Origin of the sequence: Providencia sp. PROV061 (assembly GCF_011045655.1) — a bacterium.
In the GTDB taxonomy this organism is placed as follows: Bacteria; Pseudomonadota; Gammaproteobacteria; order Enterobacterales; family Enterobacteriaceae; genus Providencia; species Providencia hangzhouensis.
The window spans coordinates 4,368,758-4,391,770 of the sequence record NZ_CP042861.1 but is presented as its reverse complement, the minus strand read 5'-3'; the positions used below and the strand labels follow the sequence as shown (position 1 = coordinate 4,391,770).

The window sequence follows — 23,013 nt, the reverse complement described above, 5'->3', positions numbered from 1 at the left end:
CATGGAATCGTCATCAACTCAGTCTTCATCCGTTACACAGCCATCTATTCCACAATATAGTATTCGTGGTCATAATATTTGGGGCTTTAAAAATATGGCCCATTTTTTAGACTACTTATTTGCTGGTGGGGAAACGAAAACGGGAACGCTCGTTGCGATTAATGCAGAAAAAGTGATGATCGCTGAACAAGATACGGCTTTAAATACGTTACTAGGCCAAGCCGAATATTTATATGCTGACGGAATTAGTATTGTCCGTGCTATTCGTCGTAAATACCCCCAAGCTGAAGTTTCCCGCGTGGCTGGTGCTGACTTGTGGGAAGGGTTAATGGAACGGGCCGGTAAAGAAGGTACGCCAGTTTTCCTAGTGGGTGGCAAACCAGAAATTCTAGAGCAAACTGAAAGCAAGCTACGCTCGCAGTGGAATGTGAACATTGTAGGTTCGCAAAACGGCTATTTTACTGCTGAAGAGCGAAGTGCATTGTTCGAACGCATTCGTGCAAGTGGTGCAAAAATTGTCACTGTTGCGATGGGTTCTCCGAAACAAGAAATTTTTATGCGAGATTGCCGAAGTGTGTACCCAGATGCCTTATATATGGGCGTTGGGGGGACTTATGATGTGTTTACAGGGCATGTAAAACGTGCACCGAAAGTTTGGCAAAACTTAGGGTTGGAATGGTTGTATCGCTTACTATCTCAGCCTTCCCGTATTACTCGCCAGTTTAAATTACTGAAATTTTTAGGTTACTATTACGGCGGTAAGCTGTAATTTTTATAGTGATTTGATTTTTATCGTTATTATCGATGTATTTTACTGGCCGCAAGTAGGCCTAATCCCTTGCTTGCGGTCTGAATTCTCCGAATGACTGGTCTCTTTCTTCAAATATTTCTATAATCCCTCAAAAATAATCATATTCGCACCAGTTTGTGCTTAATCTTGCGGCTATGGCATTTTTTTAATCGCCTAATTGATGCTTTTCAAATAATTGCAGTGATTATTACTAACTGAGTTTCAATTAAAACTGCATTTTAAATATCTAATTTTGACAGGGGTATGTATGGGAAATCCACAGCAAGGGCTTCAACGTGGGTTAGAAGCACGGCATATCGAGCTGATTGCGCTCGGTGGGACTATTGGCGTTGGGTTATTTATGGGGTCGGCCAGTACACTAAAATGGGCTGGGCCTTCTGTCTTACTGGCTTATATCATCGCAGGAATTTTTGTTTTCTTCATTATGCGTTCAATGGGGGAAATGCTATTTCTTGAGCCTGTAACCGGTTCTTTTGCTTCGTTTGGTTATAAATACTTAAGTCCGTTTTGGGGATGTCTCACTGCGTGGGGCTACTGGTTCATGTGGGTGGCCGTTGGTATCTCAGAGATCACTGCCATTGGCGTATATGCTGAATATTGGTTCCCTGACGTGCCTCAATGGATTTTTGCCATTATTGCCGTGGTATTAGTCGCATTAGCTAACCTAGCTGCTGTTCGGCTGTATGGAGAGCTTGAGTTCTGGTTTGCCATGATCAAAGTGACCACAATTGTAGTTATGATTTTAATTGGCTTAGGGCTGATTTTTTTTGGCCTTGGTAATAATTTTGAACCGATTGGGCTAGCAAACCTCACTGAACATGGTGGTTTCTTTGCAGGGGGTTGGAAAGGTTTCTTATTTGCGTTGTGTATCGTTGTGGCCTCTTATCAAGGGGTTGAATTAGTTGGGATCACGGCAGGTGAAGCGAAAAATCCTCAAGTTACATTAAAAAAAGCGATCAATAATATTTTATGGCGCATATTAATTTTTTATGTGGGTGCTATTTTTATTGTTGTGACACTCTTTCCGTGGACGGAAGTGGGTTCACAAGGTAGCCCATTTGTTCTTACGTTTGCGAAAGTGGGGATTGTGTCCGCAGCCGCTGTAATTAACTTTGTGGTGTTAACTGCGGCGTTATCTGGTTGCAATAGTGGCATGTATAGTGGTGGGCGAATGCTATATGCCTTAGCGCAAAATAAGCAATTACCTAAGTCATTATTGAAATTAACGAAAAATGGCGTACCAGCACGTTGCGTTGGCTTTACTATTCTCTGTTTAGTGGCGGGTTCTAGCTTGAATTACATCATACCGAATCCAGAAAAAGTCTTTGTGTATGTCTATAGTGCGAGTGTGTTACCAGGTATGGTGCCTTGGTTAGTGCTATTGACCAGCCAAATCCGTTTTCGCCAACAAAACAAAGAAAAGCTTATTGGGCATCCTTTCAAATCGATCCTTTTTCCATGGGTTAACTATGCGACCTTATTATTTTTAGCCTGCGTATTGGTTGGGATGGCGATTAACCCAGATACCCGTTTATCTTTAATCGTTGGCGCCATCTTTTTAGGGGGCGTTTCACTGCTCTATTTCATTATTCGCCTGTTCAATAGCCGCAATGCAAAAGTTTAGTGGTAGTCCTTCGACGGATTTTTATTAGTCGTACAGTGAAAAAGAGGGTAAATATGCTCTCTTTCTCAGCGAAATGGATAAAAGGCAAGCAATCGATATTTTTATTTCAAAAAGGACTAGACAGCGGGAGGATAAATCCGTACTATCCTCTCCCGCAACGGCGTTAAGCGCCCGTAGCTCAGCTGGATAGAGCGCTGCCCTCCGGAGGCAGAGGTCTCAGGTTCGAATCCTGTCGGGCGCACCAGTTTTAGCGCTTCGCTACGGTTGGCAAAATGACGTTGTATGTAGTAATATAGCAACGCTTTGAAAAAAGTGAAGTTATGGTGGCTATAGCTCAGTTGGTAGAGCCCTGGATTGTGATTCCAGTTGTCGTGGGTTCGAGTCCCATTAGCCACCCCATTTTTTTGTGACATTGCGAGGGTGGCGGAATTGGTAGACGCGCTAGCTTCAGGTGTTAGTGTCCTATGGACGTGGGGGTTCAAGTCCCCCCTTTCGCACCACGAAGAAATGTAATAGGTATTAATAAGTACTACAAAATTTCGGCGAGTAGCGCAGCTTGGTAGCGCAACTGGTTTGGGACCAGTGGGTCGGAGGTTCGAATCCTCTCTCGCCGACCAATTTAAAGAAACCCGTCTTAACCGACGGGTTTTTTGCTTTTTATGCTTTATAATCATCACACTTTGACCCATCGCGTTGTTGTCTGCGTTAGTCTCCTAGAATCACATATTTGTGTATACTCATCGGTATATCTTCACTTGTCGCCTAGTTATAACCTGAATTGTTTAAAGTCTACTTAGTGCTGTTTCTTCAATAATGATTGGCTATGGTTAATTGCTTGTTTTTATTTGTAATTTAGCAGGTTAACTAGCCTGTGTCGTAAAATAGATACAATTCATTATATTGGTGTCGTCAAAAGGAGACATTTTACTTGTTGATTTATAAGGGAATATAAATAACTGTTTTATGCTGTCTCTAAACTGCGACAAAATAGCAAGATAAGATACAGGCACCACATTAGTGAATTCTTTAATGTTAGGGGGATTTCTTTCCAAGAAGGAAAATTATGTGTAAAACCGAGAGATGAGAGCGAAGCCAAAAGAGTAAACTTAAAAAAAACTCGGTTTAAAAAAGTTGGCATGCATTGTGCATTATTTTATATGTAGATGCTCATCTCACTTCTTATGACAGCGAAGCTTCATAAACCCAGAGATGACGCAAAGCCGATTATCGGTGCCTATTGTCCAACTTAGATGATCAAGAGCTCATCCTCTTACCATCAACGAACGGGCGAAACGTTGAGTGAGGCACCATCCGTCTGTAGACCTGATTGTATTTTACACCTGCCTTGTGCAGGTGTTTTTTTTGTTTATGTAAAAAGCCAAGCCCCTTAGAAAATGACTAAGAGGCTGAAAATAAGATAGGTATTAGCTTCTACCTTTACTAAACCATTTACTGAACCAGCGAGTAATATAGGTATAGCAGAGGATAATGAATGTAATAATGAAAATGTCTTTACTAAGATCTTCGGTATTAAAACCAATAATCATAATAAAAACAAAAGGTGATAATACTAACAGCAGAAGATCAAAGAATATTTGTAAACGGTTTGGGGTTGCAATAATCCAGCGCCAAATAGTTTTAATTACATTCATATCGATATCCCTAATTCATTCAAAGCAAAGATGTATATAAAGCTTTATACACTATGTGTTTATTTTATAACATAGCCAAGTGTGTTTTGCTGATCCTTAAATAACGATTATTGATTAAACATTGAGTTATTGATCTGTAATGTTACCAATCATAAACCTCATATTCTCCTTTTACGATGATTTAATACGACTAACGCAATGTATTTAAATTCTTTTCTGCGTTTTGATTGGGGAAGCTAGGCTTAGTGGCAGTTAAGTTTATGAATAAAAAAACTCCACTAAAAGGTGTGGAGTTTTTAGAAAAGGATAAGCAAGAATATTAGTTTCGTTCTTGTTTCAATGAATGGTTTAATGCATCTTGGCGAATTTTTGCCGCATCACTAGATTTATGTTGCCTGTCAAACGCATCGGCTAACCATGATGCATCCTGAACATCAAAACGTTGTGCTAAAGCGGCCTTAAAGTAGGTCTCTGCTTTGTCCCATTGGGCATGCTGTAGCGATAAAACACCTAATGTACTGTTGAGTAACGGGGTGGCACCGTTTTGCTTTTGCAGATGTAAAAGGGTTTTTTCGATAACTTCAGGGCGTTCACTATTCAGTTTTGGCACTAGCAGGAGTAAGCGTTCATCATATTGCTGTTTTAAACCATCAATAATCATTTTTTCTGCACTTGCAGTATCACCACATTCAATTAAATGTTCTGCTAAGAAAGCTTGCAATGCGGTTTCATGACGAACTCGGCGAGGTTGTGCTTTCCACCAAGCTTTTAGCCCATCACTACCCCCTTCAGCCATATATTGGTTCATCAACCCTTTGTAAGCCTTTAATTTCAATGCATCGAGCTCATCTTCATTGTGTAACTGTACTTTAGCCATAACAGGAAGTAATTCAATCAGTGACTGATAGGCGCCCGAACGTAAATAAGCTTGTTCCGCAAGACGCAATACTTCAGGGTGTCTTGGGGCTTTGTCGAGAAGTTTATCAATACCATTGCGAGCAGCATGGACTTCTCCTTCCGCTAATTGGATACGGACACGGCTGATATCGACAGGAAGCTGGTCACTTCCTGCGGCTTCGGCGGCTCTATCCAAGTATTGGTGAGTGCGATATTCATCACCACGCTGTTGAGCAGCTTCGGCTGCCATGAGGTAGTTAATGACCGGTTGTTGAGAAAAATCAGCATGTTTGCTCATTAATTTTTCAACTTGCTCGAAATCACCTTCTGCTAATTTCAGTAGCGCTTTTTGTGTTTGAGTATGCGCTTTGTGGTATTTACGACCACTTACCCAACCTCGGGTACGTGATGTCGTGCTGATAAAGCGGCGGTAGCACCAACCAAGGAATAACAGCACAAACTGGAGCAAGATAAAGCCCAAAACGAGGCTGGTTACACTGGTCGTAATGTCATAATTATCTGTACGGATAAAAACATAACCTTGGTGACCCGCTAATAATGGGCCTAAGATTATCCCTGCAATAAGTACTATAAATAGGATCAGGACTTTTATCATAATTACCCCCTATTGCCAGCAGGCTCTGCTGATTCAGAAGGGTGTGAATTGTCAGCTGACTCTGCTTTTTGCGTATCCGTGGCAGGAACAGCGGCATCTGCTGCGGCTTCTGTTGGCGCTTCAGTCGCATCCGCTGCGGCATCAACGGCACCATCGCTAACTTTTGTATTGTCGGATGACTGAGAAAGTAAGCTACGAACCCGTGTTTGCATGATTTTTTCTAGCTTTTCTTGGCTTTCCAAGGTATCAGGCATGTCAATATCAATCGGCTGATTGATTAGGTCGTCAATGGTTGATAGGAATGCTTTGGTTTCAGGCGCCTCAGTATCAAAATAGGCTCTTACCCAAGTCGATGCCTGCTCTAATGACTGTTTGTAGGTGGCTTCTTGATAACGTGGTACGGCTTGCGCTGCAATTAATAGCTGAGAGCGAATGTTTTCACGTAGGTAAATGTCTTGATTTGGTGCAAGGAGAGGGGCTTCTGAGCCATCACGAGCTCGTACTGTGACAAAGTCATTTGCAAAACTTTTCCAGCTACGCGCCAAATTTTGTTTCCAATCCGAAATATCATCGCTAACGTCAGCGTTATCTTCAGTTTTCGCATCTCCACTGTTTAAATCCGCTAAACGTAAGTTATCGACTTCATTGCTTAGCTGGTTTAAACGTAAAATAATGCCGTCATAGTCAACTTGGTTGATTGCGGCTAATTTAGCCATATCACTGTTAATTGATTTACGAATGTCGAGTAGGCTTGGGTCATTCATTTCTGCCAAGCTTGAGTCAGCACTTTTTAGCAGAACGGCCGCGGTTACTGGGTCGCGATCATTCCACAGCTTTCTTCCCGCCATTTTGACCATAAAGTCAGCTTGTGCAAGTAGCCAACTTTTAACATCAGCGCTAGATAACGCAGTAACGTGCGCTTGCAGCTCTTGCATGCGGCGGTTGAGATTCTCTTCATATTCACGAGAATGGCTTTTTATTTCAGCATTAGCCGCAACTAATGCATCTAACCGCTGCCTGTCTGAGTTTTGTTGTTCGATTAAATCACTTAATTTTTGTTTTAATTCATTGTTTTCATTGACTAAGGTGGCATTACTTTGTTGAGTGAAATAGTACAGCCCACCGCCAATAGCGATGATAATAGCGATAGCAATTACACCGCCTATCAGACCAGAACGTTTTTGTTCCGAAGAAGGTTTAGTTTTTGGGTGCTGTTGTTCTGCACCAGCTTCTGGGGTAACCGTCTCGGTTGTTTTATCGTGTTCCGTCATAAATTAGCATCCCATATCGATTGAAATTAATGCTTCTAATAAAGCATTATTATCTGCGCTATTAGCTACACAGACCTTTTGCCATCCGCCTCTGCGGGCTTGGTCTGCAATCCGTTCACTGACGACAAGTAGGCGGCGGGAAAACCACCAAGTTTGGTATTCTTCAGTGATTAATTCTTCTAACAAGGCTAACATTTGACCACTCGTGATCACAACATCTGTAATACCGGTTTGAAACCACTGCTGATTGAACAGAGCTTTATCATAATCAACCGGGTACCTTGTATAACATTCACAATAACTGACTTGCGCACCTCGAGCCCGTAATGTTGACGCGAGAAGCTCTCGCCCACCATTTCCACGTAATAACAGGGCGTTTTTCCCTTCGAGAAATTGAAGCTCAGGGTGTGTCAGTAGTATTTCACTGGTTTCGCCTTGCTCCGCCCAACGTATGTCTTTTCCGGTTACTTGCTGAAAATATTGCCCTGTAGAGCGGCCAATTCCGTAGTAAGATAACTTATCTGACCAGCTACGCCCCATTTGTTCAAGTGTTAAATTTGCATATTCGACTGCATTTTTAGATAAAAGAAAGACTAAATCATTCGCAGTAAGGCTATCAAGTTGAGGAATAAGGGTATTTAATTCAGCACCGGGCCCTATGCGAATTAAAGGAGAGGCGAAGGCTTCCCCCCCTTTGGTGGTGATTGCCGTGATCAGCTCTGAACATGCGGGCTCAGGGCGAGTGACAAGCACTTTCATGCAGGCGGGTTTCCTTGATAGACATCCGCCAAAATATCCCTTGCACCGCGTTCAAGTAATTCTTCAGCCAATGATACCCCTGCTTGGTTAGCTTCACTTGGTGAAACTCGTCGTTCTCCACGAATAATCACACTACCGTCTGGCGCTCCAACCAAGGCGCGTAGCCATATTTTGTCATCTTGCCAAATAGCATAACTGCCAATGGGAACTTGGCAACCACCTTCAAGGCGCATATTCATTGCTCGTTCGGCAAGAACACAGGTCGATGTTGCGTCATTATTTAGTTTCGCGAGTAACTCACGGGTTTTACTATCATTTAAACGGCATTCGATGCCGACAGCACCTTGGCCAACGGCAGGCAAGCATTGTTCAGGGGCAAGGGCGGTTTTAATTCGAGTTTCTAACCCCAAACGTTTTAACCCTGCAACGGCCAAAATAATGGCGTCATATTCACCGTTATCTAGTTTTGATAAGCGTGTTCCGACATTGCCGCGTAAGTCACGAATGACTAAATCAGGGCGGAGCTCCCTTAATTGGCATTGACGACGCAAACTCGATGTTCCGACAATACTGCCTTTTGGTAGTGCCTCAAGGTTGTCATAGTGGTTTGAGACAAAGGCATCTCGGGGGTCTTCACGTTCACAAATCGTGACTAATCCTAAGCCTTCAGGAAATTCAACAGGGACATCTTTCATCGAATGAACGGCAATGTCTGCGCGCCCTTCTAATAAGGCAAGTTCTAATTCTTTGACGAATAACCCTTTCCCGCCAACTTTCGCGAGAGGTGTATCAAGGATGATGTCGCCTTTTGTCACCATAGGCACGAGTTCAACCAGCAAACCTGGGTGAAGTTGCTCTAATTTGTCTTTGACAAAGTGCGCTTGCCATAGGGCTAAAGGGCTCTTGCGCGTTGCAATACGCACGATATTTGTTGATGTCATTTTACTGTTTTCTCTGGCGAAAAATGCCGCAGATTAACCATACAATTGGCCTTAGTTTTAACATGTTAAGGATATTTTTTCCAGTTAGGCGCAAAACCACTCTCTGAATTGTTGATAACTGATTTACTTTTTCTTCCATGATGCAAGAACGCGATTCAAAATGAGATGACCTAGAATAGCTATTAAGCAATTTCTTTAGCTTATCGTGCTATCTTTCGTGTGAAACACTCTGCGGTTTGTATTAATTCGTGTTGAAGCGAGTAAGCGCAGACACTGTGCGTATTGTACTTAATATCGTTTGATTTTGCTGTTTTACTAAACAATTGGGTAAAAAGAAATTATTCCATTGAAAAACAAGGGATATTTTATAGATTAAAAAATAAAAAGCCTTTTTATACAATATGTTGAAAAGCATTTTGTATCAAAAATAAGCGTATAAAATTATGTGATCTACTTTACCCTTTTGATGCAAGGTGTTAAATTGATCACGTTTCCGACAATCCATTTGAAAATTATTTTAAATCTATCTCTATCTGTTGGGTGCTGGGAAATTCTCAGGTTTGTATTACTTTCATTCAATCAGGCGTAACCTTTGTATCTCTATATTGAAACCTTAAAACAAAGACTGGATGCGATAAACCAATTACGGTTAGAACGTGCAACAGCTTCTATGAGTGAAACCTTCTCGAAGGTTTATAGCTTGCTGCCTGTCTTGTTTCATTATCATCATCCAATGATACCTGGTTTTATTGAAGGTAATGTCCCCCATGGTGTCTGTTTTTTCTCTCCTGATACAGAGCAAAAAAAATGGTTGGCACCTTTCGAACGTTTTTTACCCACGATTGAAACTGAAGCGAATGGCGAATTACCTATTACGGGTATTTATTCGATGGGAAGCACTTCATCTGTTGGGCAAAGTCAGTGTTCAGATATTGACGTTTGGGTTTGCCATCCTTCTTGGTTGGACCACGAAGAAAAACGTTTTTTGCAAAAGAAGTGTACCTTAATTGAGCAGTGGGCTGCGTCTTTGGGGATTGATGTCACTGTTTTTTTAATCGATGAAAATCGTTTTCGCCATCATGCTAGTGGGCATATTGGTGGGGAAAACTGTGGTTCAACGCAACATATCTTATTGTTAGATGAATTTTATCGAACAGCTGTACGTATGGCGGGTAAACGTTTGCTGTGGACTATGGTGCCAGTTGAAGAAGAGCAGCATTACGATGAATATGTTATGGGGCTATATGCACAAGGCGTGCTAACACCGAATGAATGGCTTGATTTAGGTGGTTTAAGTGAGCTTTCTGCGGCGGAATACTTCGGTGCAAGTCTATGGCAGCTATACAAAAGTGTTGATTCCCCCTATAAAGCCGTATTGAAGAGTATTTTACTGGAATCCTATTCATGGGATTACCCTAACGGTAAGTTATTAGCGATGGAGTTTAAGCGTCATTTACATGCAGGCGAAATTGTGTGTTATGGCTTGGACTCATACTGTTTGATGTTAGAGCGTGTGACACGTTACCTGACTGAAATTAATGATCTAACTCGTCTTGACCTTATCCGCCGTTGTTTCTACCTAAAAGTATGTGAAAAACTATCTGAAAAAGAGGATAACACATGCTCAGGCTGGCGCCGTGATGTGTTGTCTCAATTGGTTGAATCATGGGGGTGGGGAGCAGAACGTTTGTCTATTCTCGACACACGTAATCAATGGAAAATTGAGCGTGTCCGTGAGGCACACAACGAGTTACTTGATACGATGATGCAAAGTTATCGTAATCTCATTCGCTTTGCGCGTAGAAATAATTTAAGTGTTAGTGCAAGCCCACAAGATATTGGGGTACTAACCCGTAAATTATATGCGGCTTTCGAGGCGCTCCCTGGTAAGGTGACATTAGTTAATCCACAAATTTCACCTGATTTGAGCGAAGCGCATCTCACCTTTATTTATGTACCTGAGGGGAGAGCTAACCGTAGTGGTTGGTATTTGTATAACCAAGCGCCAAATATTGAGGCCATTATTGGTCATCAACCTCTTGAATATAATCGCTATTTAAATAAATTAGTGGCATGGGCATATTTTAACGGCCTGTTGACTGAGAATACTCAGGTTTATATGCATAACGGGAAGTCTCAGTGTGATGAACGAAAGCTGCTTGAGTTGATGCATGATGTATCAAGCCATTTCCCTATCAGGTTACCCGCTCCAACGCCAAAAGCGCTTTATAGCCCTTGTGAAATCCGCCATCTTGCAATCATTGTTAACTTAGAAAAAGACCCAACACAGGTATATTCTGAGCAAGTCGTCCATGTTGATTTTAGAAAACTGGATATTTTCAGTTTTGGAGAATCACAACGGTGTCTGATTGGTAGTATTGATTTGTTGTATCGTAATTCGTGGAATGAGGTAAGAACGTTACATTTCAGCGGAGAACAATGCATGTTAGAAGCACTTAAGACCATTTTAGGGAAAATGCATCAAGATGCATCACCTCCTGAAGCAGTTGAAGTGTTTTGTTATAGTGAGCACTTACGCGGGCTGATTCGTACCCGTGTACAACAGCTGGTATCGGAGTGTGTAGAACTGCGTTTATCAAGCAACCGAAATGACCCTGGGCGTTTTAAAGCATTACGTATTGCCGGGCAGACGTGGGGTTTATTCTTTGAGCGCCTAAATGTATCTGTGCAAAAACTTGAAAATGCCGTTGAGTTCTATGGGGCTATCTCCCATAACAAACTACATGGCTGGCCAGTTAAACTTCAGGCGAAGGGTGATAACCATTTGCCTGCTGTTGTCGATGGTTATGCAAGTGAAGGGATTGTACAGTTTTTCTTTGAAAATACCGCAGATAACACCGGTTTTAATATTTACGTTTTAGATGAAGCAAATCGGGTTGAAATTTATTCCCACTGTGAAGGGTCAAAAGAAGACCTCGTCCGTGACGTGAGTAAATTCTATTCTTCTTCCCACGACCGGTTTACCTATGGTGCAAACTTTATCAATTTCAATTTACCGCAGTTTTACCAAATCATTAATCAAGATGGTAAAAACCAAGTTGTTGCATTTTCTGGTGCGACATGGCCATTTACGGCAGAAGATGATGACGTTGGGTATGAAAGGCAATCTAGCCAACCACAGCACCCACAAGCACATTATTATTGATGGTAGGCAGTTTTGCGCTGCCCACCGTATAAATTCGTAAAGCTTAGAACGAAAAGGGCTCTTGGCTTTGAAAAGCAATTGCCTCGGCTAGTTTAGTTTTGAATTCATGCCCTGAACGGTCACAAACCCAATTACCTTGTTTATAATCATAATGGTACCCACCCTGTTTAGTTGCTAACCATATTTGGTGGAATGCCTCTTGTTTGTTAATAATAATTTTACTGCCATCTTCAAAGCTAAGAGTCATCACACCACCATTGATTTCACAATCAATATCGGCATCACCCTCATAATTATCTAAATGCTCCTCGATGGTGCTCAGTAGCGTTTCTGCTAGCTGATGAAATTCGCTGTCATTCACGATTAATTTCCTGTTTGCTCACAATGGTTTAATGGAAATTATTATTGTTAATTGAAATTATAGGAGGGAACCTGCATTGGGGTCAATCTCAGCATACCCGCTAAAAATTTCAGACTAAATTTAGCCTAAAGTATATAATATTAACATGCTGGATAAACAGGCGTGATTTGCGAGGCCACTCCTGTTATTGTGTAAAATATCAGATGTCAAAAGTGAGTATTACGGGCGAAAAAGAATGAAAAAAAGTTTAATTGGGCTTAGTGCACTAGTTGTTTTATTTACCCTTTCTGGCTGTGGCTTAAAAGGCCCGTTGTATTTTCCGCCGGAAGAAACTGCAGCTCCGGCTAAGGCATCTGATGTGCAATCTACCGCACAAGACAGTACTGCCAAAGAGCATGCTCAAACCACGAATAATCAGTAAGTCGCCTCTATGGAGCGTGAAATGCAATTTTCTAAAATGCATGGCTTAGGCAATGACTTCATGGTTGTTGATGGCGTTACACAAAATGTGTATTTTTCGCCTGAATTGATTTGTCGGTTAGCAGATAGGCATACAGGCGTTGGGTTCGACCAATTATTATTAGTTGAAGCCCCTTATGACCCTGACCTTGATTTTCATTATCGTATTTTTAATGCGGATGGCAGTGAAGTCGCTCAATGTGGTAATGGAGCCCGCTGTTTTGCTCGTTTTGTTAGGCTCAAAGGCTTAACGAATAAGCAAAAAATAAAAGTCAGCACTCAGTCGGGTCGTATGACATTAACCATAAATGAGAATGATGATGTCTGCGTTAATATGGGCGAACCTGATTTTGAACCACAGAGAGTGCCATTTCGCGCAGTTAAAGAAGAAAAGACCTATATTATTCGAGCACAAGAACGTACAGTGCTGTGTGGGGTTGTCTCAATGGGTAACCCGCATTGTGTCATTCAAGTTGAAAGTATTCATACGGCAGAAGTCGAAGTTTTAGGCCCCGCTTTAGAAAATCATGAGCGTTTTCCAGAACGTGCCAATATTGGCTTTATGGAAATTATCAGTGCTGACCATATTCGCTTGCGCGTTTATGAACGTGGAGCAGGGGAAACTCAAGCTTGTGGTAGCGGAGCATGCGCAGCTGTCGCGGTTGGGATTACTCAAGGGCTACTAGCGAAGCGGGTTAAAGTCGATTTGCCGGGGGGCTCATTAGATATTTCTTGGGAAGGTCCTGGGTCACCTCTTTATATGACAGGTCCTGCAACGCATGTTTATGATGGGGTCATTCAACTCTAATTTTGAATAGCCGAAGAGGAAAAAATGGATAAAACCAAAAAAGCACAGGAAATGGTTCATCAAATTGATGAGCTTGATGTCGTGCGCTATTTAACGGAAAACCCTTATTTTTTTCTTCGTAATGCACAGCTGTTGGAGCAACTAAAAGTCCCACATGTTGTGCGGGAAGCGATTTCATTGCCTGAGTTAGTCATGAGCCGTCAACGGTTGAAAATCAAAGAGCTCGAACAAGATATTCGGTTTATGGTTGAGCAAGCTCATGAAAATGTAGAGCTTTTTGATGAGTTGTTAGTGTTGGTGATTGAAATGTCATCAGCAGAAAGTTTACAGCAAATGCTGTTAGCGCTAAACCGTTGGGCAAAAAAACTGGGTTTATCCGGTGCTCAGGTACGCTTGTTTAGTGACAGTTGGCATTTGTCTGCACCTTTGGATGCACATCAATTAGTTATCTCGCGTCGTGTTTTTGAACCCGTGAGGATTCAACGCTTTGGTGATAAGCGTAACTACCTCGGCCGGTTAAATGGCCCTGAAATCCAACTACTTTTACCTGATGCGTTAAATGTCGGCTCAGTCGCCATTTCATTGTTTGGTCATCATGGTGAATCAGGTATGGTCATCTTTACTAGCCGTGATCGTGAACATTATCAACATGGTATGGGAACGGTCATGTTGGAGAAAGTCGCTCAAATTCTACCGAGGTTATTATGCCAATGGATAGAACGCCTGTAAAAAACCAGCCGGAAGGGCTGATGAGCCAAATTGAGGCCTTTCTGTATTATCTGCGTGTTGAACGCCGGCTAAGTCCGGTTACTATTACTAACTATCGTCGCCAACTGAGCGTTATTGTGGAAATGTTAGTCTCATTAAATATCCACGAATGGCAAAAAGTGGATGCGACGATTGTGCGCAATATTGCGGCTAAAAGTCGTAAATCGGGTTTACAAGCAGCAAGTATGGCGTTGCGGTTATCATCGCTGCGTAGTTTTTTTGATTGGATGGTACACCAGGGGGAATTACCCGCAAACCCCGCAAAAGCAATCCATGCCCCTAAATCCAAAAAGCGACTTCCTAAGAATATGGATGTGGATGAAGTCTCCCAACTTTTGAATATGGATAGCGGCGACCCTCTTGTTGTGCGTGACCGAACGATGCTTGAAGTGATGTATGGCGCGGGGTTACGCTTATCTGAACTAGTCGGGCTAGATGTTCGCCATCTTGATTTAAATACGGGCGAAGTGTGGGTAATGGGGAAAGGGAGTAAAGAGCGCAGAGTGCCAATGGGTAAAACTGCGGTGAGTTGGCTACAACGTTGGCTTGAGATGCGAGAGCTCTATGACCCTGAAGATGACGCCGTTTTTATTTCAACCCAAAGCGGTAAACGTATTTCGAATCGGAACGTACAGAAACGTTTTGAGCAATGGGGAATAAAACAAGGGGTTAATAGCCACATTAATCCCCATAAATTACGCCACTCTTTTGCGACACATATCCTTGAATCAAGTGGGAATTTACGTGGAGTGCAAGAACTTCTTGGGCATGCAAATTTATCGACAACACAAATCTATACGCACCTTGATTTTCAGCACTTAGCAAACGTTTATGATGTGGCTCATCCGAGAGCAAAGAGGGAGAAACCTTAATGCATTTTTACCGTCCGTTATCACCCATTCTGGCGATCACGTTTGATTTGGATGACACGCTTTACGATAACCACCCAGTTATTGATAAAACGGAAGAAGAAGTTTTACGTTTTGTTCGTGAATATGATCCGCGCTTTAATCATTTTAGTAATGAAGATCTTTATGCTTTTCGCCGTCTTGTTGAAGAACAAGAGCCTGATATTTATCATGATATATCACGTTGGCGTTGGCTCTCTTCCAAAATGATGCTTTGCCATTATGGTTACTCGAAAGAAGCGGCACAAAAAGGGGCGGATGACATCATGGCGCATTTCACATATTGGCGAAATAGAATTGATGTCCCGAAATCCACCCATGAAACATTGTGCCAACTTGCAGAAAAAGTTCCGTTGGTGGCGATTACTAATGGTAACGCAGAGCCGGAAGCATGTGGGTTAGGCCAATATTTTCAATTTGTATTGAAAGCGGGGCCTGATGGGCGCTCAAAGCCATTTTGTGATATGTATCGTTTAGCAGCAAAGCGACTTGAAATTGAGCCACAATTTATTCTTCATGTCGGGGACAACCTGTTAACGGATGTTGAAGGTGCAATTAACAGCGGTATGCAAGCTTGCTGGATAAACACAGAACAAAAAACACTGATGGAAGAGAAAGAGGGTCGTTTATTACCGCATGTAGAAATTTCGCGGTTGGATTCTCTCTTATCATTGGTATAATTATTTCCTGTATAAAAATACAGTGGCAATAGCCATTGTTAATAACCTCACAGTGGTATTAACCACTGTTTTGCTTTGATGGTAACTATGGACGTCTCTTATCTGCTTGAAGGCCTTAATGACAAACAGCGCGAAGCGGTTGCCGCCCCGCGTACCAATTTACTTGTCCTTGCGGGGGCCGGTAGTGGTAAAACTCGGGTGCTAGTGCATCGAATTGCATGGCTGATGTCTGTGGAAAATGCTTCCCCATTTTCAATTATGGCAGTGACGTTCACGAACAAAGCGGCAGCAGAAATGCGCCATAGAATCAATCAATTGATTGGTACTAGTGAAGGCGGTATGTGGATAGGAACATTCCATGGCTTAGCGCATCGTTTATTACGCCAACATTATATGGATGCCAATTTACCGCAGGATTTTCAAATTCTCGATAGTGATGACCAATACCGTTTAATTCGTCGCTTACTTAAGGCGATGAATTTAGATGAAAAACAATGGCCACCACGTCAGGGTATGTGGTACATAAACGGTAAAAAAGATGAGGGTTTGCGTCCTCAGCACATTGAAGCTTACGGAAACCCAGTCGAAGCCACATGGCTAAAAGTATACCAAGCTTACCAAGAAGCCTGTGATAGAGCCGGACTGGTGGATTTTGCTGAGCTATTATTACGTGCCCATGAACTGTGGTTAAACAAGCCCCATGTACTACAGCATTATCGTGAGCGCTTTACGAATATTCTCGTCGATGAATTCCAAGATACCAATAATATCCAATATGCATGGATCCGTGTACTCGCTGGGGAAACTGGCAAAGTCATGATTGTTGGTGATGATGACCAATCAATCTATGGCTGGCGTGGGGCTCAAGTAGAAAATATCCAGCGCTTTCTCAATGATTTTCCTGGTGCAGAAACTATCCGCCTTGAGCAAAACTACCGTTCAACGAATAATATATTAAAAGCGGCGAACGCATTGATCGCGAATAACAGTGACCGCTTAGGGAAAAATTTATGGACAGAAGGCGGAGATGGTGAACCCATTTCCCTCTACTGCGCTTTTAATGAGTTAGATGAAGCACGTTATGTGGTTGGGCGCATTAAACAATGGCATGAAAATGGTGGAGCCCTACAAGATTGTGCCATGCTGTACCGGAGTAATGCACAGTCTCGTGTATTAGAAGAGGCGCTCATCCAAGGTGCTATGCCATATCGTATTTATGGTGGGCAACGTTTCTTTGAACGCCAAGAGATTAAAGATGCACTTTCTTATTTAAGATTAATAGCAAATCGTAATGATGATGCTTCCTTCGAGCGGGTGGTCAATACACCAACACGTGGCATCGGAGATAGAACATTAGATACTGTTCGCCAAACTGCACGGGATCAACAACTAACATTATGGGAAAGTTGTGAGTACTTACTTCGCGAGCAGGTGTTGGGAGGTCGGGCAGCCGCTGCAATCGAGCGTTTCTTAGAATTAGTCGATGCATTAGCTAAAGAAACCCAAGACATGCCATTACACGTTCAAGTTGATAGAGTGATTAACGACTCAGGCCTACGAGCGATGTATGAGCAAGAAAAAGGCGAAAAAGCACAGGCTCGAATTGAAAACTTGGAAGAGTTAGTCAATGCAACCCGTGATTTCAGCTATCAAGACGAAGACCAAGACTTAATGCCATTGCAGGCTTTTCTTTCTCATGCAGCATTGGAAGCAGGAGATGGACAAGCGGATGTTAGTCAAGATGCCGTTCAATTGATGACTTTGCATTCGGCTAAAGGCCTGGAGTTTCCAGTTGTATTCATTGTGGGAATGGAAGAAGGTATGTTCCCAAGCCAAATGTCGATGGATGAAAGTGGTCGTCTTGAAGAAGAACGTCGCCTTGCTTATGTCGGTATTACCCGAGCAATGGAAAAACTGACTATCACCTACGCTGAAAGTCGTCGTTTATATGGCAAAGAAGTTTATCACAGGCCTTCTCGTTTTATCGGTGAGCTACCAACCGAGTGTGTTGAAGAAGTTCGTTTGCGAGCGCAGGTTTCAAGACCAGTTAGCCATCAACGCCTTGGTACCCCGATTAGCCAAAATGATTCGGGTTATGCATTAGGGCAGCGTGTAGTTCATCCTAAATTTGGAGAAGGCACGATTATTAACCTTGAAGGTAGTGGTGAACACTGTCGTTTACAAATCGCTTTCCAAGGCCAAGGAATTAAGTGGCTGGTGGCTTCATATGCGAAGCTTGAGAAACTGTAATAGACAAGTATAAATAAAGTAGAAATCTGAATAATATTTCTACTTTATTTATTTAAATGAAATATAGGTTTAAAATAATTATAATTTGTTTTTATTATACAAATAATAAATTAGTCACTCCTTTGTCTTTAATATAAGATAAAAACGCAATATAGATATCAAATTATGTTTTTAATTATATGAAAATCAAAGGAATTAATATGAAAATTGATTTTAATTTAAATAGTTATGATTTTAAAAAAATAGACTCGTTAATTTTTTCTGCTGAAAATCGTTTAAATAAAATTAAGAAACTGAAGTCTTCATTAGTAATGAAAATTCAAGATGAATATGGCTATGAATATTTATCTGAAAAAACAAATATAAATAGTGAAGTGACCGCTAAAATAGATGAGGTAAATAAAGCTATTAAATTTTTTGAAGGTAATTTACTAGCAATGAAAAATCTTGCTAGCAAATATAACAAGGAAAATATCGGTAATGAGATTTTATATTTTGAGGCTAGTAAGTTTTCTAAGTATAAAATAGAGTTGGAAATAAATAAGCAAAATAAAAATATTGGTGGTGACCATAAACTACTAGAAAGTATTTTTGTAATCAAAAAAATCCCTCATGAGACAAAAGAGGGTATGTTAAATCATGAAAAATCTACTTTAGTAAAGATAAATAATGAAATAACCCATCTAAATACTTCGTTTAATAAAGTTAAAACAGGTATTGTATCTATCTCAATAAATTATCATAACGCTAAGCTAAAATCATTGAAAAATAGAGCATCTAAGTTATTAGAAGATGAACGAAAAATTGATTTACAGTTAGATAACATAGAAATTGAGACAATAAAAAATAAAAAAGAGATAGATGATGAAATTGAAAAATTTGTTTCGTCTATAAATGATTTGAAATCTCGTTCAGTACAGCTATTAAATAAAGGAAGAGCTTGGGGCTCCAGTTCGGTTGTTACTGATAAATATAGCCAAAAACAGATAGATGATTCGATGAGAATGTTAGAGGAAAAAGTTCATAAAAATGTAAAAGTATTTGATGAACAATTAAATGTGTTTAAAGGCCTAAGTGAGTTGAACGAACATAAAACTAATTCAGAAATAGAAGAAATAAGGTCATTACGTAGAAATATTTCATTGTATAGAGTAGAAAGCCCTAGCATAGCAAAAGATAAGCATGTATTAAATGAGTTAAGTAGGATAAGTGAACTACAGGAATCAAATTTACTAAAAGTATTAGACGAATTAAATCAATATATTGATAAGCTAAATATTGAAATGGAAAAACAAGGCGAATTAGAAGTGAATTCAGGGCCTTTTAAAAATCATCTATCTTTAAATATTAAAAGATATAATGAAGAAATGCATAGCATTAAAGAAACTATCAAAGATGTTGAACTTCACTGGTCAATTCGTTCTCAAAAAATGATTGAAAATCAAGATGGTAATACATTAGTTCAACCCGTAATTCAAAGCGAATTAATTTCAGAACGAATTACGGCTTTCCAATCGGCGGAAGAGGGGAATAGTGAAGTAAATAAAAACCTAGGGCAGGTAAGTCTTCTTAACCCAGTGGCACGTTGTTCTTGTGGTGGTATTGGAAGAACTGCATTCTGCTAAGTCAATCAATCGTTTAATTTGATTTTATAGTAAGCACTCAATATGGATGGAGTGCTTTTTTACTATGGAATGAGTATGTTATTTATGTAATTTTGAATCTCTTTTCTAGTTTACTCTATGATAACTATCACTATCTTTTTAGTGATTGACTTTGATATGCCGTATCAATCATCAGGATTTAAGTTTTTAATTTTAAAACTATATCTCAATGAAGTATAAAATATTACCTAATTAACTTTTCTAAGACTCATCATGTCAATGGATAAACTTATTGATTCACTTTCCTCACAAGGTTGGTATGTGTGGGACGATTTCATGAGCCTGCAACATATACAAACCATCAAAAATAGTATCCCAGATACCCTACAGGATGCACGTATTGGGCGCGGCGATACCTTACAAGGAAATAAAAGTATTCGTGCTGATCAAACTATTTGGCTAGAACCTGAAATGGGGGAGCCTATCGTTAATTATCTCGATAAAATGGAGCAGGTTAGGCAAGAGCTTAACTGCCAGCTTTATCTTGGTCTGCGTGATTTTGAAACGCATTTCTGCCGTTATCCTAATGGTGGGTTTTATAAAAAGCATCTTGATAACCCAAGAGGACAAGGGCGTCGCAAGGTAACCACTGTTTTATATATGAATGAAGCATGGCAAGCTGGAGATGGAGGTGAACTTGTTGTCTATGATAAAGAAATCAATCAATTGTTTGAATTAGAACCGCTTGCAGGTCGAATGATTTTTTTTATGTCTGAAGAATTTCCACATGAAGTGTTACCTACTCAACAAAAAAGAGAAAGTATTGCTGGCTGGTTTTTAACAGAAAAAATACTTTAATCCGTTCAGGCTATTACCACCTCTTATTGAGGTGGCTGATAGATATTCTTCCATATTTATAATATCTAATTAGTACTATATTATTTTCTTTAAAATTTAAGATTAACTTTATTCAATTTATCTTGTTTTAATTGGTTATATCAGTCATTTTAATTTTTTATTTTTCAATGTACACATAAAAGGAGTTTATAGATGAACAGCGTTGATAAATTTGGTTATGGTGACAAGCAGATTCAACAAGGAATGAGTATCATGGAATATGAAAAACAATTAGAAACAGCATTTAATAGCTTAATGAATAAAAATAAAGGCGATATTGTACCTATTAATTATGATATTGATCATTCGTCACTAATACAGACAACAAATTGTTTTTTTTCACAAAAAGAATATAGTTTTATCATTGAGCCAAATTATTATATTGCTGAATGTCAATTTAATAATTCAATGTGTTATTTAGTGAATTAAGCATTGTCTGGGTAGTAAAGCACAAAACAGTAAGGTAGATATCTTAAATTATATACCACCTCTTATCTGAGGTGGTATTGTTTTATTTTAAACGTTTAAATTCATTTCCTGAAAAAGTCATTACAGCGTTTCCTCTTTCAATTTGATAATGGGAATGATGACGTTGTTTATCCAGTTCATTAAGTTGCTGCGATTGATGTTCATTCAATTTCCATTGAATTAACTGTTTCGCAAGCTTTTTGTTAGCGTGCTGGCTGCGTTCAGATTGCACTTTGACAGTGATACCCGTAGCGACATGTTTTGCTCTAACCGCAGACGAGGTTTTATTAACGTGCTGCCCTCCAGCCCCCTGTGCTTTAGTAAATTCAAACTCAATTTCACTCTCTTCAATTGGTTTAATGGGAGAGAAACGGGTGACACTCAAAAACCAATTTTTACGTTTATGTCGTGGCCTAATTTGGCTTTGGCACTGCCATTGAATAGTGCCAGTCCATTTTTGGGATAGTATTTCTGCATTCTCACCTTCCAATGAAATTAAGGCAGATTTCAGTCCGTAGCGTGATGGAAAAAACTCAAGTGCATCGGCAATGACTGAAAGCTTTTTAGCCTCTTGGAAAAAACAAGCAAGTGCTTTTTCCACCGCTATGCAACATTCTTCAGGCCCCTGCGCAGAGGAAAACTGTAATAATATCATTAGCAATCTCCACTGGTTTTATAGGTTATAACAGGTTTAAGGCGTGCAACAACTTGGATGATGCCAATATTCACCATGCTTTCAATTACAGTATCAATAGATTTATAAGATTGAGGGGCTTCTTCGTAAATCAATTGTTTGTTTGCGCAGATAACACGGCTACCTAATACCGTCCTTGATAATTGAGTCGGTGTATATTTATGTGATAAACGCCCTTTACACTCAGCCCGCATCCACTTCCGTCCAGCTCCATGAGCAAGAGAATTCAGACAAACTTGACTTGGTTGTGGAGAAACGAGATAACTGTAATCACCTCGAGAACCAGGGATAACGACTAGCCCGCGATCTGATGGTGTCGCTCCTTTTCGATGTATCCACCCTTCAATACCATTGATTTTACAGTATTCAACTAGGTTATGATTAAGGTCGAGTACGAGTTTTCCCTTTGATTTTACTTGTTGCAGCATACGTAAACCGATCATTTGCCGATTTAGTTGGGCAAAATCTAATGCATTCTGATGAGCTTCCAGATAATCTTTTGCATCTTGAGTATTGTCTATAAGTCCATCATGGCTATATTTTTCTACATGTTGGCGAAGGATTGATTGGCCTAAGCCACGAGAGCCACTATGCACTAATAACAGTAATTGTTGTTTATTTAATCCACATATGCTGAACAATTCTGGATTTAATATTTCATCAACGCCCTGAAATTCAGCAAAATGATTTCCGCCACCAATAGAACTTAATGATGACATAAAGTCATGTGATTGCATGTTATTTGGAACATGCTCTTCAAGCCATGACAAAGGCGCATGATCTGACATTTCAGAAAGTTGTTTTTCGAGTTTATCGAGGTTAACTTTCGATTTTTTAATATCAGTTTGGAACAGCGCCATTCCACAACCGATGTCATTACCAACTAGCGCAGGATAAAAGCGCTTGGTTGAGAAAAATGCCGCACCAATTGGGTATCCACGGCCTGGATGTAGGTCAGGCATGCCAACAACAGAGACCATATTAGGTAAGTTTGCGGTTGTTTGTAACTGTTGGATTGCTTTACTTTCAATCCATGTTGATTCTGTGGCGATATAGCTGACTTGCTGATCCACAGTATGTAAGGTATTGCCCATAAGCTATTAACTCATTTTTAATTGAAAAATAAGGTGAATTAGCAGGCAAAATTAAGAAAATAGATTAACTAACGAGAGTGGCTATTTCTGAGTGTGCCCGCAAAGAGTTTGATTAATTGTTGTCATGGTAAACCTCCTTGCAGTTAGTAGATGAATATAAAACGCTGCGGATACTAACGGTAACTTTTTTCTTTTGCAAGGGCTATTTTAAAGATAGCCGATTTTTAGCCTTTTTCTTAAACCAATATATAAAATCAATATGTAAATTAATTAATATTATACGAA

The 23,013-nt window shown here is 40.3% G+C and carries 20 protein-coding genes and 4 tRNA genes; 16 read left to right on the top strand and 8 right to left on the bottom strand.

Features of this window, described 5'->3' with window-relative positions:
* The first annotated feature begins 1 nt into the window (after nucleotide 1).
* From wecG to FVA72_RS20290, 6 genes are all read left to right on the top strand, one after another.
* Entirely contained in the window at nucleotides 2–769 is a 768-nt protein-coding gene (gene wecG / locus FVA72_RS20315) for a lipopolysaccharide N-acetylmannosaminouronosyltransferase (RefSeq protein WP_036958810.1), read from the top strand.
* Between the two features lie 289 nt (nucleotides 770–1,058).
* Complete coding sequence (gene thrP, locus FVA72_RS20310) at nucleotides 1,059–2,435, top strand: bifunctional threonine/serine APC transporter ThrP (protein ID WP_004906089.1); 1,377 nt, start codon at nucleotides 1,059–1,061, stop codon at nucleotides 2,433–2,435.
* A gap of 167 nt (nucleotides 2,436–2,602) precedes the next feature.
* A tRNA-Arg gene (locus FVA72_RS20305) sits at nucleotides 2,603–2,679 on the top strand.
* 79 nt (nucleotides 2,680–2,758) lie between these two features.
* Nucleotides 2,759–2,834 (top strand) — tRNA-His (locus FVA72_RS20300).
* A 15-nt stretch (nucleotides 2,835–2,849) separates the two neighbouring features.
* A tRNA-Leu gene (locus FVA72_RS20295) sits at nucleotides 2,850–2,935 on the top strand.
* Between the two features lie 40 nt (nucleotides 2,936–2,975).
* Nucleotides 2,976–3,052 (top strand) — tRNA-Pro (locus FVA72_RS20290).
* An 807-nt stretch (nucleotides 3,053–3,859) separates the two neighbouring features.
* Here FVA72_RS20290 and FVA72_RS20285 read toward each other — a convergent pair.
* The 5 genes from FVA72_RS20285 to hemC all read right to left on the bottom strand — a co-directional run bounded on the left by FVA72_RS20285 (nucleotide 3,860) and on the right by hemC (nucleotide 8,571).
* Nucleotides 3,860–4,087: a hypothetical protein gene (locus FVA72_RS20285; RefSeq protein ID WP_004906084.1), complete on the bottom strand. Its 228-nt coding sequence runs from the start codon at nucleotides 4,085–4,087 to the stop codon at nucleotides 3,860–3,862.
* A gap of 319 nt (nucleotides 4,088–4,406) precedes the next feature.
* Nucleotides 4,407–5,600 carry a protoheme IX biogenesis protein HemY gene (gene hemY, locus FVA72_RS20280; protein ID WP_110591031.1) on the bottom strand — a complete coding sequence of 398 codons (1,194 nt, stop codon included), beginning with the start codon at nucleotides 5,598–5,600 and terminating at the stop codon, nucleotides 4,407–4,409.
* 2 nt (nucleotides 5,601–5,602) lie between these two features.
* Nucleotides 5,603–6,871 carry a uroporphyrinogen-III C-methyltransferase gene (hemX, locus tag FVA72_RS20275; protein ID WP_094962458.1) on the bottom strand — a complete coding sequence of 423 codons (1,269 nt, stop codon included), beginning with the start codon at nucleotides 6,869–6,871 and terminating at the stop codon, nucleotides 5,603–5,605.
* A 3-nt stretch (nucleotides 6,872–6,874) separates the two neighbouring features.
* Nucleotides 6,875–7,630, bottom strand: a complete 756-nt coding sequence (locus FVA72_RS20270; RefSeq protein ID WP_094962459.1) for a uroporphyrinogen-III synthase — start codon at nucleotides 7,628–7,630, stop codon at nucleotides 6,875–6,877.
* The gene (hemC, locus tag FVA72_RS20265; RefSeq protein WP_110591032.1) at nucleotides 7,627–8,571 is read right to left on the bottom strand and encodes a hydroxymethylbilane synthase; all 945 of its coding nucleotides are present in this window, start codon (nucleotides 8,569–8,571) and stop codon (nucleotides 7,627–7,629) included. Before hemC ends, FVA72_RS20270 begins: the two co-directional genes overlap by 4 nt.
* A gap of 592 nt (nucleotides 8,572–9,163) precedes the next feature.
* Here hemC and FVA72_RS20260 point away from each other — a divergent pair.
* Nucleotides 9,164–11,737 (top strand): class I adenylate cyclase, encoded by a 2,574-nt coding sequence (locus FVA72_RS20260; RefSeq protein ID WP_094962461.1) that lies wholly within the window; start codon nucleotides 9,164–9,166, stop codon nucleotides 11,735–11,737.
* 43 nt (nucleotides 11,738–11,780) lie between these two features.
* Here FVA72_RS20260 and cyaY read toward each other — a convergent pair whose 3' ends face one another.
* A complete protein-coding gene (cyaY, locus tag FVA72_RS20255) occupies nucleotides 11,781–12,098 on the bottom strand; it encodes an iron donor protein CyaY (protein WP_004906066.1) in 318 nt (105 codons plus the stop codon).
* 235 nt (nucleotides 12,099–12,333) lie between these two features.
* Here cyaY and lptM point away from each other — a divergent pair, with 235 nt between their 5' ends.
* The 9 genes from lptM to FVA72_RS20210 all read left to right on the top strand — a co-directional run bounded on the left by lptM (nucleotide 12,334) and on the right by FVA72_RS20210 (nucleotide 20,901).
* Nucleotides 12,334–12,519, top strand: a complete 186-nt coding sequence (gene lptM / locus FVA72_RS20250) for an LPS translocon maturation chaperone LptM (protein WP_110591033.1) — start codon at nucleotides 12,334–12,336, stop codon at nucleotides 12,517–12,519.
* A gap of 21 nt (nucleotides 12,520–12,540) precedes the next feature.
* A complete protein-coding gene (gene dapF, locus FVA72_RS20245) occupies nucleotides 12,541–13,365 on the top strand; it encodes a diaminopimelate epimerase (RefSeq protein ID WP_094962463.1) in 825 nt (274 codons plus the stop codon).
* 24 nt (nucleotides 13,366–13,389) lie between these two features.
* Nucleotides 13,390–14,094: a DUF484 family protein gene (locus tag FVA72_RS20240; RefSeq protein ID WP_004906061.1), complete on the top strand. Its 705-nt coding sequence runs from the start codon at nucleotides 13,390–13,392 to the stop codon at nucleotides 14,092–14,094.
* Entirely contained in the window at nucleotides 14,076–15,005 is a 930-nt protein-coding gene (xerC, locus tag FVA72_RS20235; RefSeq protein WP_094962481.1) for a tyrosine recombinase XerC, read from the top strand. The genes FVA72_RS20240 and xerC overlap by 19 nt, the downstream gene beginning before the upstream one ends.
* Nucleotides 15,005–15,721, top strand: coding sequence for a 5-amino-6-(5-phospho-D-ribitylamino)uracil phosphatase YigB (yigB, locus tag FVA72_RS20230; protein WP_004906059.1), 717 nt, complete (start codon nucleotides 15,005–15,007; stop codon nucleotides 15,719–15,721). Before xerC ends, yigB begins: the two co-directional genes overlap by 1 nt.
* Nucleotides 15,722–15,808: 87 nt before the next feature.
* Nucleotides 15,809–17,971: a DNA helicase II gene (gene uvrD / locus FVA72_RS20225; protein ID WP_110591034.1), complete on the top strand. Its 2,163-nt coding sequence runs from the start codon at nucleotides 15,809–15,811 to the stop codon at nucleotides 17,969–17,971.
* Between the two features lie 200 nt (nucleotides 17,972–18,171).
* The gene (locus FVA72_RS20220; RefSeq protein WP_110591035.1) at nucleotides 18,172–19,596 is read left to right on the top strand and encodes a hypothetical protein; all 1,425 of its coding nucleotides are present in this window, start codon (nucleotides 18,172–18,174) and stop codon (nucleotides 19,594–19,596) included.
* Between the two features lie 252 nt (nucleotides 19,597–19,848).
* A complete protein-coding gene (locus FVA72_RS20215; RefSeq protein ID WP_110591036.1) occupies nucleotides 19,849–20,433 on the top strand; it encodes a 2OG-Fe(II) oxygenase in 585 nt (194 codons plus the stop codon).
* Between the two features lie 192 nt (nucleotides 20,434–20,625).
* On the top strand, nucleotides 20,626–20,901 hold the full coding sequence (locus tag FVA72_RS20210; protein WP_110591037.1) for a hypothetical protein: 276 nt from the start codon (nucleotides 20,626–20,628) through the stop codon (nucleotides 20,899–20,901).
* Nucleotides 20,902–20,983: 82 nt separating this feature from the next.
* Here FVA72_RS20210 and prfH read toward each other — a convergent pair whose 3' ends face one another.
* A complete protein-coding gene (gene prfH, locus FVA72_RS20205; protein WP_110591038.1) occupies nucleotides 20,984–21,595 on the bottom strand; it encodes a peptide chain release factor H in 612 nt (203 codons plus the stop codon).
* A complete protein-coding gene (locus FVA72_RS20200) occupies nucleotides 21,595–22,728 on the bottom strand; it encodes an RNA ligase RtcB family protein (protein ID WP_094962469.1) in 1,134 nt (377 codons plus the stop codon). The genes prfH and FVA72_RS20200 overlap by 1 nt, the downstream gene beginning before the upstream one ends.
* Nucleotides 22,729–23,013: the final 285 nt, after the last annotated feature.

Coding starts and splice junctions, on each gene's coding strand:
- xerC (WP_094962481.1), top strand. CDS start 14,076: ATGGATAGAACGCCTGTAAAAAACCAGCCGGAAGGGCTGATGAGCCAA.
- yigB (WP_004906059.1), top strand. CDS start 15,005: ATGCATTTTTACCGTCCGTTATCACCCATTCTGGCGATCACGTTTGAT.
- FVA72_RS20220 (WP_110591035.1), top strand. CDS start 18,172: ATGAAAATTGATTTTAATTTAAATAGTTATGATTTTAAAAAAATAGAC.
- dapF (WP_094962463.1), top strand. CDS start 12,541: ATGCAATTTTCTAAAATGCATGGCTTAGGCAATGACTTCATGGTTGTT.
- hemX (WP_094962458.1), bottom strand. CDS start 6,871: ATGACGGAACACGATAAAACAACCGAGACGGTTACCCCAGAAGCTGGT.
- FVA72_RS20285 (WP_004906084.1), bottom strand. CDS start 4,087: ATGAATGTAATTAAAACTATTTGGCGCTGGATTATTGCAACCCCAAAC.
- lptM (WP_110591033.1), top strand. CDS start 12,334: ATGAAAAAAAGTTTAATTGGGCTTAGTGCACTAGTTGTTTTATTTACC.
- thrP (WP_004906089.1), top strand. CDS start 1,059: ATGGGAAATCCACAGCAAGGGCTTCAACGTGGGTTAGAAGCACGGCAT.
- wecG (WP_036958810.1), top strand. CDS start 2: ATGGAATCGTCATCAACTCAGTCTTCATCCGTTACACAGCCATCTATT.
- uvrD (WP_110591034.1), top strand. CDS start 15,809: ATGGACGTCTCTTATCTGCTTGAAGGCCTTAATGACAAACAGCGCGAA.
- FVA72_RS20200 (WP_094962469.1), bottom strand. CDS start 22,728: ATGGGCAATACCTTACATACTGTGGATCAGCAAGTCAGCTATATCGCC.
- FVA72_RS20210 (WP_110591037.1), top strand. CDS start 20,626: ATGAACAGCGTTGATAAATTTGGTTATGGTGACAAGCAGATTCAACAA.
- FVA72_RS20215 (WP_110591036.1), top strand. CDS start 19,849: ATGTCAATGGATAAACTTATTGATTCACTTTCCTCACAAGGTTGGTAT.
- prfH (WP_110591038.1), bottom strand. CDS start 21,595: ATGATATTATTACAGTTTTCCTCTGCGCAGGGGCCTGAAGAATGTTGC.
- hemC (WP_110591032.1), bottom strand. CDS start 8,571: ATGACATCAACAAATATCGTGCGTATTGCAACGCGCAAGAGCCCTTTA.
- FVA72_RS20270 (WP_094962459.1), bottom strand. CDS start 7,630: ATGAAAGTGCTTGTCACTCGCCCTGAGCCCGCATGTTCAGAGCTGATC.
- FVA72_RS20240 (WP_004906061.1), top strand. CDS start 13,390: ATGGATAAAACCAAAAAAGCACAGGAAATGGTTCATCAAATTGATGAG.
- hemY (WP_110591031.1), bottom strand. CDS start 5,600: ATGATAAAAGTCCTGATCCTATTTATAGTACTTATTGCAGGGATAATC.